The organism is Robinsoniella sp. RHS, assembly GCF_001029355.1.
GTDB lineage: Bacteria > Bacillota > Clostridia > Lachnospirales > Lachnospiraceae > Robinsoniella > Robinsoniella peoriensis.
The window spans coordinates 51,420-65,612 of sequence record NZ_JNGB01000018.1 but is presented as its reverse complement, the minus strand read 5'-3'; the positions used below and the strand labels follow the sequence as shown (position 1 = coordinate 65,612).

At 44.2% G+C, this 14,193-nt stretch carries 11 protein-coding genes and 1 pseudogene; 2 read left to right on the top strand and 10 right to left on the bottom strand.

The window, feature by feature from the left end; all coding sequences use genetic code 11:
• Positions 1–2 precede the first annotated feature (2 nt).
• From RHS_RS09845 to RHS_RS09825, 5 genes and pseudogenes are all read right to left on the bottom strand, one after another.
• Positions 3–767 carry a lantibiotic immunity ABC transporter MutG family permease subunit gene (locus RHS_RS09845; RefSeq protein WP_047833079.1) on the bottom strand — a complete coding sequence of 255 codons (765 nt, stop codon included), beginning with the start codon at positions 765–767 and terminating at the stop codon, positions 3–5.
• A complete protein-coding gene (locus RHS_RS09840) occupies positions 764–1,516 on the bottom strand; it encodes a lantibiotic immunity ABC transporter MutE/EpiE family permease subunit (protein ID WP_047833078.1) in 753 nt (250 codons plus the stop codon). The genes RHS_RS09845 and RHS_RS09840 overlap by 4 nt, the downstream gene beginning before the upstream one ends.
• Positions 1,513–2,216 (bottom strand): annotated as a pseudogene (locus tag RHS_RS09835) (lantibiotic protection ABC transporter ATP-binding protein). Before RHS_RS09835 ends, RHS_RS09840 begins: the two are co-directional and overlap by 4 nt.
• Positions 2,217–2,437: 221 nt before the next feature.
• A complete protein-coding gene (locus RHS_RS09830; protein WP_027296679.1) occupies positions 2,438–3,208 on the bottom strand; it encodes an AIM24 family protein in 771 nt (256 codons plus the stop codon).
• A 167-nt stretch (positions 3,209–3,375) separates the two neighbouring features.
• Positions 3,376–3,606, bottom strand: coding sequence for a hypothetical protein (locus RHS_RS09825; protein WP_047833077.1), 231 nt, complete (start codon positions 3,604–3,606; stop codon positions 3,376–3,378).
• 97 nt (positions 3,607–3,703) lie between these two features.
• Between RHS_RS09825 and RHS_RS09820 the strand changes: the two genes are divergently transcribed.
• Together RHS_RS09820 and RHS_RS09815 are read left to right on the top strand one after the other, a co-directional pair.
• The gene (locus RHS_RS09820; RefSeq protein ID WP_047833076.1) at positions 3,704–5,128 is read left to right on the top strand and encodes a recombinase family protein; all 1,425 of its coding nucleotides are present in this window, start codon (positions 3,704–3,706) and stop codon (positions 5,126–5,128) included.
• Complete coding sequence (locus tag RHS_RS09815) at positions 5,129–6,283, top strand: hypothetical protein (RefSeq protein ID WP_081820417.1); 1,155 nt, start codon at positions 5,129–5,131, stop codon at positions 6,281–6,283.
• A 75-nt stretch (positions 6,284–6,358) separates the two neighbouring features.
• Here the strand turns inward: RHS_RS09815 and RHS_RS09810 are convergent, their stop codons facing one another.
• The 5 genes from RHS_RS09810 to RHS_RS09790 all read right to left on the bottom strand — a co-directional run bounded on the left by RHS_RS09810 (position 6,359) and on the right by RHS_RS09790 (position 14,188).
• On the bottom strand, positions 6,359–7,801 hold the full coding sequence (locus tag RHS_RS09810) for a phospholipase D family protein (RefSeq protein WP_047833075.1): 1,443 nt from the start codon (positions 7,799–7,801) through the stop codon (positions 6,359–6,361).
• 18 nt (positions 7,802–7,819) lie between these two features.
• Complete coding sequence (locus RHS_RS09805; protein ID WP_047833074.1) at positions 7,820–10,897, bottom strand: AAA family ATPase; 3,078 nt, start codon at positions 10,895–10,897, stop codon at positions 7,820–7,822.
• Entirely contained in the window at positions 10,878–12,098 is a 1,221-nt protein-coding gene (locus tag RHS_RS09800; RefSeq protein WP_047833073.1) for an exonuclease SbcCD subunit D C-terminal domain-containing protein, read from the bottom strand. Before RHS_RS09800 ends, RHS_RS09805 begins: the two co-directional genes overlap by 20 nt.
• 84 nt (positions 12,099–12,182) lie before the next feature.
• On the bottom strand, positions 12,183–13,538 hold the full coding sequence (locus RHS_RS09795) for a HAMP domain-containing sensor histidine kinase (protein WP_047833072.1): 1,356 nt from the start codon (positions 13,536–13,538) through the stop codon (positions 12,183–12,185).
• On the bottom strand, positions 13,526–14,188 hold the full coding sequence (locus tag RHS_RS09790; RefSeq protein ID WP_027296673.1) for a response regulator transcription factor: 663 nt from the start codon (positions 14,186–14,188) through the stop codon (positions 13,526–13,528). Before RHS_RS09790 ends, RHS_RS09795 begins: the two co-directional genes overlap by 13 nt.
• Positions 14,189–14,193 lie beyond the last annotated feature (5 nt).

The window sequence follows — 14,193 nt, the reverse complement described above, 5'->3', positions numbered from 1 at the left end:
AGTTATTCCCTTAATTCTCTGCCATCCCATCTATTAAACCAGATAATTCCGCCAGCCAGAAAAATAAAAAGCCCGAATGCGGTCAGGATAAGTTCTAATATTAATATTCCGCTCCCGGAAATATTTGCAGTTGAAGACCCGGTCTGAAAACAAACTGCCGGCAGCATTGCCATTTTTACCGGCCAGGACCAGGGAATGATCATCCAGATTTTCCCTCCAAGACCGGTTGCCCCGATCAAAGCAGCCATCAGGATTCCACCCATGCTGATTCCGATAGATGCCCCCATTCCCCACAGCAGGCTTACCCACAAATGTATGGACAGTACAGGAAGTGCACCAACTACAGCAAGAAGTGCCGCAGATATAAATAAAAAAATATTACCTCCATCAGATATAACCACCTTCATTCCGATACAGAGAATAAGTATCGCAATAAATGTGCAGCACGTCAGGCAGAAAATTAACATCAGAAACTTACCAATATACAACTTCATTCTGGAAATATGATTGTTCAAAAAACCGGTAAAACTTCCTGCCAGTTCTTCCTCTTGTATCATAAATCCTGACAGAACACCCGCCCCTACCGGAATAATCATTGCCGTCCACACAACAAAAAAACCTTCATAAACAAACTCAGATGTAACGCCACTGCGGATTGACAGATAGGCAACTATGCAAAGGGCAACGATTACAGGCATACAAAAAGTAATCCATCGAATCGCTGTTCGTTTTGTTTTCAACCATTCTGATAATAATAATCTGATCAATGTATTTCCCTCCTTCTAAACCAAACGCCTGAAATTACAGTTATGATAATTAACAGAATTACGGACACAGCAATTCCAACAGGGATTACAGAGCTGTTCAGCAGCGGATTACCGGATTTCAATTCAGTACCGTTGGGATGAACCCCAATAATCGGACACATTAACCTCGTTGCCCAGGACCAGGGTACCAGAAACCAGTAAGACTGCGGTGCTGCCATTACCCCTGCTATCATCCCTGCAAACGCAACTCCCATGCTGAAAAGTATTCCCTTCCAGGCAGCCGCCCATAGCTGTATGGGAATCAGCACAAGAGATACCAGCCAGCATACCAGACAACCGGTTATCATCTGGTATATGGGTATCTCACCTTTTGAGGAGAACAGTCCGGAAATTATAATGGAAAAAAACAGAACCAGTGCTGATAACAGGCTGTGAATTGCCATGGCTGCCACCTTATGTACCCAGACAGCCTTCGGCGAGATATCATGTACCAGAAGTGCGCGGTAATCTCCGGCTTTCTTTTCCTGAGCGGCTGCCATGCCGGCAAATAGTCCCATACCAAGGGGCAGGAATATCAATGGCCACCAGTTAAATACTAAAACCATAATACCTCTCCATGAGTTGGAAAGGGTCGGGACCAGCATTCTGATCACTAAGGAATAGAGTGCAAAAAACAAAGGTATCCATACAATCAGTTTTCTCATAAATGTTCTTTTGTATTTTAACATTTCCGATTTTAAACCATTCATCCTGCTTTTCCCCCTTTGATAATTACATCCGTAAAAAACGCTTCCAGATCTTCATTGGGATTAGGCACACCCTGAAATAAAAGCCTTCCTCCGCTGATAATCCCGATTTCATCAACAACCTGGGCAACTTCCGATAAGATATGACTGGATAGAATTACCGTAATTCCCTTTTCCGGCAAAGAAGAAATAAATTCACGTAATTCCTGAATGCCAAAAGGGTCAAGCCCATTGGTAGGTTCATCCAGAATGAGTAATTCCGGATTATTAAGCAGGGCTATCGCGATTCCGAGCCGCTGTTTCATTCCCATTGAAAACTGTGATGCTTTCTTTTTTTGGTATCTTTAAGATCAACCGTTTTCAGTACTTCGGGAATTCTTTCATTTGGGATTCCCAGAAGCCTTGTATGCACCAGTAAATTTTCCTCTGCTGTAAGATTTCCATATAGAGCGGGTGCCTCTATCAAAGAACCTATTTTTGCAAGAGATTCCCGTTTCCAGGGTTTTCCCTTAAAGATAATCTGCCCTTCCGTAGGTCTGAGAAGCCCAACAATCATTTTAAGGGTTGTGGATTTCCCTGCACCATTGGGACCAAGAAGCCCATAGATACTATTTTGCTCAATTTGCAGCGAAATTTGGTTGGCTGCCATTTGCTCTCCAAATTTTTTTGATAAATTTTTTGTTTCCAATATCATTTTTCCCATATCTAACCGTCCTTTCCTGTAATAGTTCCAAGTCATGTTCCTGTCTATTACAGAAATGATCTTAGCATATAAAAATAACGTTTCTATAACGCGTATCAATTTTAATTTCCACGGACAACGTAATGGTAAGGTCCGGTAAATTTCTGCAAAGTAAAAAGCACATCCGCTCAGACGTGCTTTCTAAAAAATGTTTCTTATTCTTCATTCATTTTCATTTTGCTTTAAGCAATTCCCTTATCCACAGGTGCCATGAGTACTTTTCCCGTGCCACGGTAAACATTCACAAGTCCTTCACCTGATGCAGCTGAACCGATCAGTGTTTTTCCGGAACGCTCAACTGTAAAATCCAGGCTGCCGCTCCATGCTATCGCCATGTTCCCGTCAATTTTCAGTACATCATTATTTAAAGTAATCTCAATCAGTTCTTCCCGGGGAGACGGAGATTCCAGGCATAACACACCGGCACCATTCACACTGAGGTTAAAAAGCCCTTCATTGCCGGCTACCGCTGAAGAAAGATTTGACCGCATTACTGCCTTATGTTTTAAATTAGAGTCGCAGGCAAGGAATAAACCGTCATCCAATACAATAGAACCATTCCAATCCTGCACATCGATCAGCAAAATATGTTTGTAAGTCGGCTCCAGCACTAAGGTGCCGTCTCCGGTATATTCCGGCTTAATTGCTGATTCACCGGTAACTTTTCCACGTACGGCTTTACTGAACAAATCACCCACGCCTTTAATTCCGGTTGTGGCATTTACATTACCAACCATCCACTGCATTGCTCCTGCCTGAAGTGTAATATTGGCTTTGGTCATATCACAGATTACCTGTCTCTTGCGAATATTCATTGCATTGCAGAAATATGCTCTCTGTGCGTCTGAAGGCATTACGCTTAAATCACGTTCATACTCTATTACGGTAAAAGGTCCCATAGATTCCAGTGTGTTAATATCATCATTTTCTGTTAAATTCGAAATACGGTACATATTAAATCCTCCTGATCTTCTTTTTACTGAATTATCTTGTTATTGATTATAACAAATTTCGACCTGAAATACAATTCATTTATTGTGCACATTGATGAAACTTAAAAGAAAAAAATCGCTATATCTCAGCTTATATGCTTATCCCATCCATTTTATGTATCGGTATTCTAATTTAGAAGTTCATAATCTATCTTTACCTGCTCCTGCTCTTCCAGAAGCGCAATCAATAGTTGAAAGACGCTCTCTGCTTCCGGCAGTTTTATTTTCTGCCTACCTGCAGCTGACCGTTCTTCGTCTGAACGGTCTGCTCCTTGCATTTCTGCTCCAGTCACTTCCTCTTCCAGTTTTCTATATTCCGGTTTTTCCATATTCCTGCAGCCTTTCTGTACCTCATCCATATAAACTATGCTTCACCCTTTATCCTGCTACATCACATCAGGGCTCATAATCCATTGCCATTTCTCATAAATTGCTTAACATAAGGAGGGATACAAAATGTTGCCAGAAATATTAGAATACTCATCCCAGCCTGTCACACGCTGCGCACTTTATATCCGGGTATCTTCATCCGAACAGGCAATGCACGGAAAATCCCTGGAAGCCCAAAGAATGTATCTGGAAGAACATGCCGTTAAAAATTCTTATAAAATTGCAGGTATATATGCGGATGAGGGGAAAACAGCCAGGAAGGAATTAAAAAAAAGAAAAGCGATCCATGCCCTGCTGGAATCGGTAAAAAGAGACGAGATCGATGTAATATTATTCTGGAAAATGGACAGATGGTTCCGAAACGTATCCGACTTTTATAAAGTACAGGAGGTTTTAGACCAACACCATGTGAAATGGTTTGCAGTTGCCGAACCAAACATGAACCTGGATACCCGGGATGGACGTTTAAATCTGAATATTATGCTATCTATCGGTCAAAATGAGGTGGATACCACATCCGAAAGAATAAAATTTGTAAATGAAGCTTCCATCTCCCAGGGCAGATTAATATTTGGAAAATGCTCCATGCCCTATGGATATACATCACAAAACATAAATGGAATTAAGAAAATGGTAATTGATAAAGAAAAAGAGGCAATTGTCCATGAATGGGCACGATTTTTTCTGATGTCGCAAAGCAAACGCTCCACGGCTGAACACATCCGCACAAATTTTGATGAAAACTTTACCTATGATATCATGAACAGTATGTTGAAAAGTGAATTCTATATTGGTAAATACAGAGATAACACCACATACTGTGAACCCTACTTTTCATCCCAAACATGGGATATAATTCAGAAAGCAGCAAACCGGAATGTAAGAAAGCCAACCGGAGAAAGAGTATACCTTTTTACTGGATTGATTAAATGCCCCTATTGCGGAAGATCATTGTCTGCATCCTATTCTACTAGAGTTCTGTATAAAAAAACTGGTGCCAGAAAAACATATATTTACTACCGCTGCTCCTATGGAACAAATAATAAACTGCACAAGATTAACCCGCTGAATGAAATTAAAATAGAAAATTATTTACTGGAATACTTACTTAAGGAATATGCCAGATACAAAACCAGATGTATTAGAATTGATGAAATAAAAAAATCAAAACCAATTGGTACTCCGGATAAAATAAAAAAGGAAATAGAACGATTAAATTTTCTCTTTCAAAAAAGCCGAATCGGTCTGGAAAAATATGAAAATGAATATAACAATCTGACCCGGCAACTGCATGAAACAGAGTCCGTCTCCACTAAATCGCAACAAAAAAAGGATCTGTCCGAATTAGAAACTGTTATAAACTGCGGTTTTCATGAAATCTATAGAAGGCTGGGCAGGCAGGGAAAGCAGCGTTTCTGGCATCATATTATTAAAAAAATTAATGTGAACCAAAAAAATGAAATCGTATCTGTTGAATTCAATTATTTTTGATTGTGTTGTACGAATCCGGGAGTACCTACCGGGCCTACTGGTAATACGGGCGCAGACGGAGCTACAGGACCCACAGGAGCTGCCGGGGCCACCGGCGCTGATGGCGCTGTGGGCGCTACCGGACCGACCGGAAATACAGGACCTGCAGGCGAAACTGGCGCCACAGGACCTACCGGAGCCACAGGCGCTGGCGGAGCCACCGGAGTTACCGGCGCTACCGGAAGTACCGGGGCCACTGGAATTACCGGCGATACAGGCGCTACCGGCGCAGTCGGACCTACCGGCGCTACCGGGGCTGATGGGGTTACCGGTGTTACGGGCACTACCGGGGCTACCGGCGCTGACGGAGCGGACGGACCGACCGGCGCTACCGGGGCTACCGGCGCTAATGGAATCACCGGGGCTACCGGACCTATTGGTGCCACCGGACCGACCGGGGCTGATGGCACCGCCGGTGCTACGGGAGCAACAGGTGCTACCGGCGCTAATGGAATCACTGGGCCTACCGGCGCTGCAGGCCAGGCAGGAGCTACGGGAAGTACCGGGGCTACCGGGGCAGTAGGTCCCACCGGGCCAACCGGGGCAGATGGTCCTGCAGGCGCTACCGGGGCTACCGGCGCTACCGGAGCAAACGGGGCCACCGGACCGACGGGCGCCGTTGGTGCCACAGGGCCGACCGGAACCGCAGGAACAAATGGAAATACCGGAGCTACCGGCGCTGCAGGCGCAACTGGTGCTACGGGTGCTACCGGACCTTCTCCTACCCAGACAAATGCAAGATATACGGTAACCTCTTCATCTTTAACAAATAATGCAGCGATTGCTTTTGGTGTTGTTTTCAATAACGGCACCAACATCACCGCACCTACAACTACTACGTTTCAGTTAGCAGCAGGTCATGTTTATTCCGTATCCTATATTGTGAATGCCACCGTAACTTTAGCTGGATTTATCGGAGTAACACCACAGGTAAACGGTGCTGCACAGACCGACTTTGTGACAAACAGCACCTCCACACTATCTGCGACAAACCCTGGCGTATCGGGAACTTTCCTTATTAATGCCACTGCAGCTACAACACTGAGCTTTTTATTTAATTCCTCTCTGACAGCTACCGCTCCACATGGTGCAGTATCGATCGTAGAGTTATCATAATCGCTTTTTAAGCAGAAAGGGAGCTGAATCACAGATGGGTAACCATCTATGACTCAGCCCCTTATTTTTCCTGCATCAGATCATCACGCGGAAGGGTCCCAGAACTACTCCCAGCACCTTCCAGATCACTTTCTTAATAAAAGGAACCTCCGCCACTTTTACATGTGCCGGTGTCTCATAAGTATCTTCATCTATGACTTTTCTGGCATCCTGCTGCAGTTTGTCCATATAACCCTCTAATTGTTTGTTTAGCTCTTTGCTGTCTACAACCAGCATCAATTCCGTATCCACATAAGTGCTTCGAAGATCCAGATTATAAGATCCTACAATCGAGATATCATCATCAATTAAGATGGATTTCCCATGATAAGACACACCCCCGTCATATTCATAGATCTGCACTCCGGTATCAATGATCTTTCCTTTATTTTTCAGATAATCCGATGAAGCAACAATATTATCACCGTTTTCCACCGAATTGATCAGCATGGTGAAATCAACGCCGGTTTCACTGATTTCTTTCATACCCTGGTACATATCGTTACTTAAGACAGCGTATGGGGTATGTAATACCACCCGCTCTTTTGCATGTGCCATCAATTGCTGCATTTCATACCATGCAGTGGGTTCTTTTCCATAGATATCTTTGGGGTTGGAAACCAGTGTTGCCTTATTAGTGGGAACCGTCACCTTATCAAAATAATCATCTTTAACAAATAACTCCGGTTTTTCTTTTTTTATTTCCCGGTAATGCTGTTTTAAGGACTCCACCTCGGCCTTTACACCGTCTTTTTCCTGAAGCCTGCTGTCGGAATGGAAGACTCTGCAGTACTTGTAATCCCACATTTCATTAAAATAGGACTCCAGTTCAAACAGGGAACTTTCCTTAGTCCGGTCCGTCCCTGCCGCTGTATTATAAATAAAAACTTCCCGGTCCAGGCTCTTGTCATCTTCGATATAGTTTCCAAGGAAATAGTCAAATGTATTTCTGCCGCCTAAAAGGTAATACTGATCGTCAACAATCAAATATTTATCATGCATTCTTCCATGAAATGTCCAGGGCTTTACCGGGTTTGGCATATTATAAATGCGCACCTCAATGTTGGGATGACTGGAAACCGCATAAAAAAGCTCTTTTCCCTCCATTCGGATTAAGCCGCTGATTCCATCTACCAGAATCTGAACTTTCACCCCACGGTCTGCCGCATTTAAGATCATCGCCAGTATATCTCTTGTGCTGTATCCCGGACGCATATCAAAGGTGGATAAAATAATCCGCTCCTTTGCCTGCTCAATCATCCTGATCCGCTCATCCAGAGCATCCATACTGTCTTCCACAATATATGCCCGGTCTACCGACAGGGTATCGGAATAATATTTATCTGCACTGGATCCCGCCTTATAGTCTGCACTGACTTTTTTCATTTCCAGAAAAGGTGCCAGCATTCCGATTACGAGATATAAAATAATGGCTATGATAGTAATGATAAGCCAGTGTCTTCTTAAATATGCCTTCATACTATGCTCCTTCTACCTTTACACATGCTCTATCTCCACTTTAGTTCCGCTGATACCGCTTTGTGCCGGACTGACAATCAGCCGTACCGGAACCCTTGCCTTTACTGATTCCACATGAGAGATGATTCCTACTTTCAGATGTTCATTGTGAATCCGCTCCAGGGATGTCATAACTACATCCAGAAGATTCTCGTCCAGGGAACCAAATCCTTCATCCAGGAAAAACAGTTCCAGCGGCGCTGTTCCCTTAAGCTGGATTTCTTCGGACAGGGATAAGGCAAGCGCTAAAGAAGTCACAAATGTCTCTCCGCCGGAAAGGGTTGCCGGAGCTCTTAACACCCCACCGTTTTTATTGTCCCGAATCACAAATTCTCCTTCCAGATTCGTTTCCAGCTCATAATTACCGTTTGTAATCTCTGACAGCCGTCTGGATGCACTTCTGGAAATATACTTCAGGCGCTCTGCCGCCATATATTCTACAAACCGTTTTCCCCGGCTGACCCCTTTTAAATCCTCCAGAATACTGATCTGATGCTCCACGGCATCCAGTTCTTCCCTGAGCTTCTTCTTTTTCTCCAGATTGCCCTTAATACTTTTCACCTGCTGTTTCCATTCACCCAGCTGCTCCTTTTGTTTGTTCAGCGCAGCTTCAAGCCCCTGGCACTTCACATTTAATTCTTTTATTTCTGCTTCCGATACAGCTCTTCCACCCAGCTTTTCACCGGTTTCCTTTATCTTCAAAGAACACTCTCTTAATTCATTATAATGATTATCAATAGACTTTTCAAACTCCTGATATTGCTTTTTGTCTAAAACAGCATTTTTCACTTCTTCCATATCTGCAAAGTTCAGACGGGCCATCTCTTGCTTTAAGCTCTCCTCCGATTTCACACGGGCATTCTTATTACCTTCAAGCTGCCCAAGCAATTGATCTGACTGCTGCTTTATCGACTGGCTTTCCTCCGTTGCCTGTTGAAATTCCAGTCTGTATCTCTCGTATTTCTCCAGCAGTGAAGAAAGTTCTTTTTCCAGTAATGTTACACAGGCTTCCGGATTCATTTCATTTCCGATTTTTTCTGCAACCTGCCTTTTCTTCTCCCGAATACTGCTCTCAAGAGGTATCAGCTCCAGCTGTATTTTATTTGCAGCTTCTTTACCTGTACTGATATTTGCCAGGATATTCTTCTGTAAATCCCGGTTTTCACTCAGTGACTGCCTTGCCCTTTGCAGCTGTTCTTCTCTTTCTTCCCTGTCTTTGTCAAGGCTCTGAATCCTTTTCTTTTCCTCTTTAAAATCCAGTATCCCCGTTTGTGACTGCAAATCCAGTAATAAGGCATTCTGATTTTCCCAGTCAGTCCCGGCTATTTTAATCTCTGCCTGCAGTTCCTCCTGCTGGCGGGACAGAAGATTTATAATACCTGCCTGGCTGTCCTTTTTCCGCTCCAGCATTTGGATTTCAGCATTGCATGTTTCCAGCATTTCCTCCAGATTTTCTACCTGGTTTTCTTCACCCGGCTGAAAGCCATCTGTCTGTTCAGTGTCTTTTCCCCACTCATGGTGTCTCCCACCGCATACAGGACAGGGCTCTCCTTCCTTCAGTTCTTTGCGAAGGAGTGCTATCTGCCTGTCTCTGATACCTTGCTTTAATTTTGTTAACTGTTCCGTAATCTGCTGTCTTTCCCTGAATTTTTTCTCTAATTTTTCGGAGAATTCATTTGCAGTAACTTCTTCTTTCTGAAGTTTTTTGATGCCGGCTGTCCGCTTATTTTCCTGGCTGTTCAGATCCTTTTTAGATTTATTTACGGATTCACTCTGATGAATACCATATTCAATCTGATCCCGGTAATCTGCCGTTACTTTTAACTCCAGAAGGCTCGTTTCCAGTTTATGAATATTCTGGCTTTCTGTTATTTCCTCCTGAATCAGATGTTCCTGTTTCTTTTCAAGATCTTTCAACTGTTCCTGCTGCATAGACAACTTCTTTTGAAGCTCCTGCTGCTGCTGCTGCATGCCCGGAAGTTCTTTCCACTGCTCCCATGCCTCTTTGGCACTCTGCAGCTTTAAGCGGATGCCGCTTTCCTGCTCTTCCCTCTGCCTTGCAATATTCTGAAATGATAATTCTTTCTTCTTTTTCCTTGCATTCGTCTCTTCCAGCCGGAGCTCCCACTCCCGGATCTGATCCTGCAGCATTCTTTCCTGTCTTGCCAGTTCCTCATAAGATACCAGCATGGGCGCTATACCCCCGGCTCGGTCTGCAGCTTTCCGTTTTTCTTCCCGCAGGGCTATTTTTTCTGACTGTTTTGTCAGTTCACCAAGCCTTTGTTCATGCACCTCCCGCTCTTTCATTAAAAAACGGACTGTCAGAAATTCCTGGTACGTTTCCCCCGTAATCCGAAACTCCTGTTCTGTCTTAGCCAGAAGCTGCTTTCCCTCTTCCAGCTGCCTGCTGCGCTGCTCCAGCAGTTCTTCACTGGCAAGAACATAGGCCTCCATCTGACCCTGGATATTCGACCGTTTTGCCCTCTCCTCATTTAAGGCACTGTTCAGCTTTTCCTCCAACCCTTTACCGTATTCTTCCAGACGGAACAGGCGCTCCAGAATTTCTCTTCTGTCCTTCCCGCTGACTTTTAGGAATTCACTGAATTTCCCCTGTGGAAGTACAACTGTCCGCATAAAATCATCAGCAGTTAGTCCGATAATATCCGCACAGGCACGATCCACTCCTTTCACGGTATCCTCTAATATTAATTCTTCCTCTGTAACATCCACCAGTTTACATTTCCCGGCTTTCGTTCCCTGGGTAGTCAGCTTAAATTCCCGTTCTACCCGGTAGCGCTTTGCCCTGACACCGGTAACCTGAAATTCATAGCTGACAGAAGCGCTCTGGCAGTTCTTGTTAATAAATTCATTTGTTCCACGGGACATGGCTTTTATTCCGTACAATGCCATAATCATCCCGTCCAGTATGGTAGATTTTCCGCTTCCCGTGGGACCGAAGATTCCAAAGAAGCCACGCTTGGCAAGCTCCGTAAAATCAATTGTCTGTTCTTCAACAAAGCTGTTCAGTCCCCGTATCTTAAGTCTGATCGGTCTCATGTTCCACATCCTTTCCCAATAACCCCAGCAATACCTCCATGGTTTCCTCCGGAGCCGGAACACCCCGTTCATGGAGATAAAATTCCTGGAACAGCTCATGAAACGGCCTCTCCCGATACCGGTATTCACCCTCTTCTCTTTGGGTCTCCGGAAAAATGGGATGTATCTCCAGGATATCTTCCTTTAACTGTTTCATCTGTTTGATCTCATCTTCCAGAATCGCCCGTCCCGTTTCAATCTCCAGATAAACCCAGCAGACTTTCTCTGCATTATCCTGGCACAGGGAAATCGCATCCGTTACACTTTTGCAGCGCCATACTTCAATGGGCTTATACTGTTTCAGAGGAATCGACGTGATCTTTGCTTCTCCATGGGCACTTACATCCACCAAAAGCACCTGCTTCTGATAGATCTCTTCCCCTCTGTGATATTGGAGGGGTGCCCCGCTGTAACGTGCAATGTGGTTTCCCGGCACTACCTGCGGTTTGTGAATATGTCCCAGCGCAATGTACTGGGCCTTTTCAGGGAAAATATCCCCGCCTACGATATAACTGCCGCCCAATTGAATGCTTCGCTCTGACCCGCCTTCCACACTGTTCATGACAAACAAATGAGATACGATAAGATTTACCGTATCTTCCCGAAAATGTCCTTCCAGAGAGGTAAAAAGCTGCTTCATCCGATCCCCATAGGTAAGCAGCCGCTGCTCATCCGTATCCATATCTCCATAGAGCACTTCATTTAATCTCTTTTCACTTGGAAACGGAATCGTCAGTATTACCGCCCTTTCCGCCCCCAGATCGATCTCTACATATCCCTCATTGGATTCCGTCACCTGATGTTGTCCATACCGCCCCGGAGAAATCACCGTTTTTGGCGTACCCACCATAATAATACCATGATCCATAGCCAGAGGCGTCGCTGCTACAAGCCGCTGTGGATTATCATGGTTTCCTGCAATGACCACCGTTATCCTTTTACCCTGACCTGATATCCTTTTCAAGGTATCGTAAAAAAGCTTCTCAGCGCGGGCGGACGGGTTGGCGGAATCATAGATATCACCCGCAATCAACACAATATCCGGGTTATTTTCTTCTACTATTTTCACAAAATCTTCCAGGAACAGTTCCTGTTCATCCAGCCGGCTTCTGCCCTCCAGATTTTTACCCAGATGCCAGTCGGCGGTGTGTAATATACGCATCCAATGCCCTCCTTTTTCCTGTGTAGTTATTATACTTCCCAAACCGGCAAATGTCAAAAAAACTGGATGCAGCAATTACGTTCATCAGAACACCATTAACACCCTTGCACCCCCAAGTCCCCTGGAATTACCCAGTTCAATCCGGCCCCCGTGTGCCTCGGTAACACTTTTTGCAATAAACAGTCCCATCCCATAATGAAGTTTTGAATTTCTGCTCTTATCACCCTGGTAAAATTGTTCAAAAGCCCGTTTGATCTCCTCCTCTGTAAATCCTCTGCCTGAATCCTCAATGCAGACTGCCAGATGATTGTCTTCTTCAAATCCACTGATCTTTATTTTTCCCCCATCCGGTGTGTATTCCACTGCATTGTCAAATGCATTCATGACTGCCCTGCAAAAAGCAGACTCATCCAAAGCCATTTGCTCCGGCAGATTCCTCAGGTCCACTTCTATCCCTATGGATTTCTCCAAAACCAGTATTTTTGCCTGAGATACCACTTCTTCCATCAAAACCTGCGGATTGGTCTCTTTTCGAAAAATTTCAAACTCCCTGCGGGCACTGTTAATATCCAGCAGCATACGGATATAACCCTGCATCTCTGCTGCACTATGCAGTATATTACCACTATACATCTGCTGTTCCTCATCCAGGTATGTCTCGGATAAAAGCTCTGCATTTCCCCGCAAAACAGTGAGCGGTGTTTTTAAGTCATGGCTTAATGCCGCCACCTGATCTCTTCTGCTCTCTTCCAGTTTCCACTGCTGTTCCAAAGAATCTTTCAGATTTTTCCGCAGTTTTGCAAAAGAATCCAGAACATTGCTGATTTCTTTAATATCAGAACTCTCCATCTCAAAATTAAGTTCTTCCATCCTTATTTGTTCCGTGGTCCGCTCCAGTACGGCAATCTCACGGGACAATAATTTTCCAAACCGCCTGGAGAGCCAGATAATGATCCCCAAAGTCAACAGTATAAATATAATTGCAAGACACACCAGCGGGTTTGGAAGATATTTTTGAAGCACCGGATTGGTAAAGCTCATGGCTATCTTATATAAGATAACGCAGGTTCCTCCAGTGACAGGTACCGTTTTAATAAAATAATCCCGAATGGTATTCGCTCCCTTTACAGCGTTGTCATAAGCCTCATCCTTTAAGTCTTCCTCTATACTTCCCTTTCTGAAAATGCCATCTTCATCATATATGCCATAGAGGCATCCCCTGGGAATAAAAGCGGATACATCTGTACTCTCTGCAATCTGATCCCTGTACGCCTCTATCTGGCGTTCATAATAGTTTGCCGGAAGCACACTTGTGCTGTATGCCAATGCCTGCAGAATCAGTATCACCACTCCTGCCGCCGCCAGTATTCCAAACCCGAGAAAGACCACATATCTTGTAAATATATTTGTTATTGTCGTCTTCTTTTTTAATCTCTCCATTTATATCCCATACCCCATACCGTTTCAATCGGACAGCAGCCATATTTAGACAGCTTGCCTCTGATATTCTTAATATGCTCCACAATTACCGCAATGTCACTCTCTTTATCGTAACCGAAGACCGCTTCGTATATCCGCTCTTTGGAAAAAACCTGTCCGTGGTTCAACGCAAGGTATTCACAAATCTCATATTCACTTTTCGTGAAAAGAATCTGGTTTTCCTGAAACCAGACTTCTTTTGCCTTCAGCTGGAATGTCAGCCCCGACAGATGAAAGGCATTTTTCTTCTGCCTGTGATCCCTTCTAATATGTGCTTCCACCCTAGCCCTCAGTTCTCCAATGCCAAAAGGTTTCGTAATGTAATCATCGCCTCCGATGCTAAGCCCGGTCATGAGGTCGGACTCCATGGTCTTAGCCGTCAGAAACAAGATTGGACAGTCCACTTTGTCCCGTATTTCCCGGCACAGGGTAAAACCATCTGTTCCCGGCATCATTACATCCAGTAATATCAAATCAAAATTATATTTTTTTATTTTCAATACTTCATCCGCACGGTCATATGCCGTGACATGGTGACCGGATTTTTCCAGCGCACTTTTAATAATCATAAGGATTCCTTTTTCGTCATCCACTGCTAAAATTTCTGCCATACCTG

Coding starts and splice junctions, on each gene's coding strand:
- RHS_RS09825 (WP_047833077.1), bottom strand. CDS start 3,606: ATGGATGAGGTACAGAAAGGCTGCAGGAATATGGAAAAACCGGAATAT.
- RHS_RS09840 (WP_047833078.1), bottom strand. CDS start 1,516: ATGAATGGTTTAAAATCGGAAATGTTAAAATACAAAAGAACATTTATG.
- RHS_RS09830 (WP_027296679.1), bottom strand. CDS start 3,208: ATGTACCGTATTTCGAATTTAACAGAAAATGATGATATTAACACACTG.
- RHS_RS09810 (WP_047833075.1), bottom strand. CDS start 7,801: ATGAAGGCATATTTAAGAAGACACTGGCTTATCATTACTATCATAGCC.
- RHS_RS09800 (WP_047833073.1), bottom strand. CDS start 12,098: ATGCGTATATTACACACCGCCGACTGGCATCTGGGTAAAAATCTGGAG.
- RHS_RS09820 (WP_047833076.1), top strand. CDS start 3,704: ATGTTGCCAGAAATATTAGAATACTCATCCCAGCCTGTCACACGCTGC.
- RHS_RS09805 (WP_047833074.1), bottom strand. CDS start 10,897: ATGAGACCGATCAGACTTAAGATACGGGGACTGAACAGCTTTGTTGAA.
- RHS_RS09790 (WP_027296673.1), bottom strand. CDS start 14,188: ATGGCAGAAATTTTAGCAGTGGATGACGAAAAAGGAATCCTTATGATT.
- RHS_RS09795 (WP_047833072.1), bottom strand. CDS start 13,538: ATGGAGAGATTAAAAAAGAAGACGACAATAACAAATATATTTACAAGA.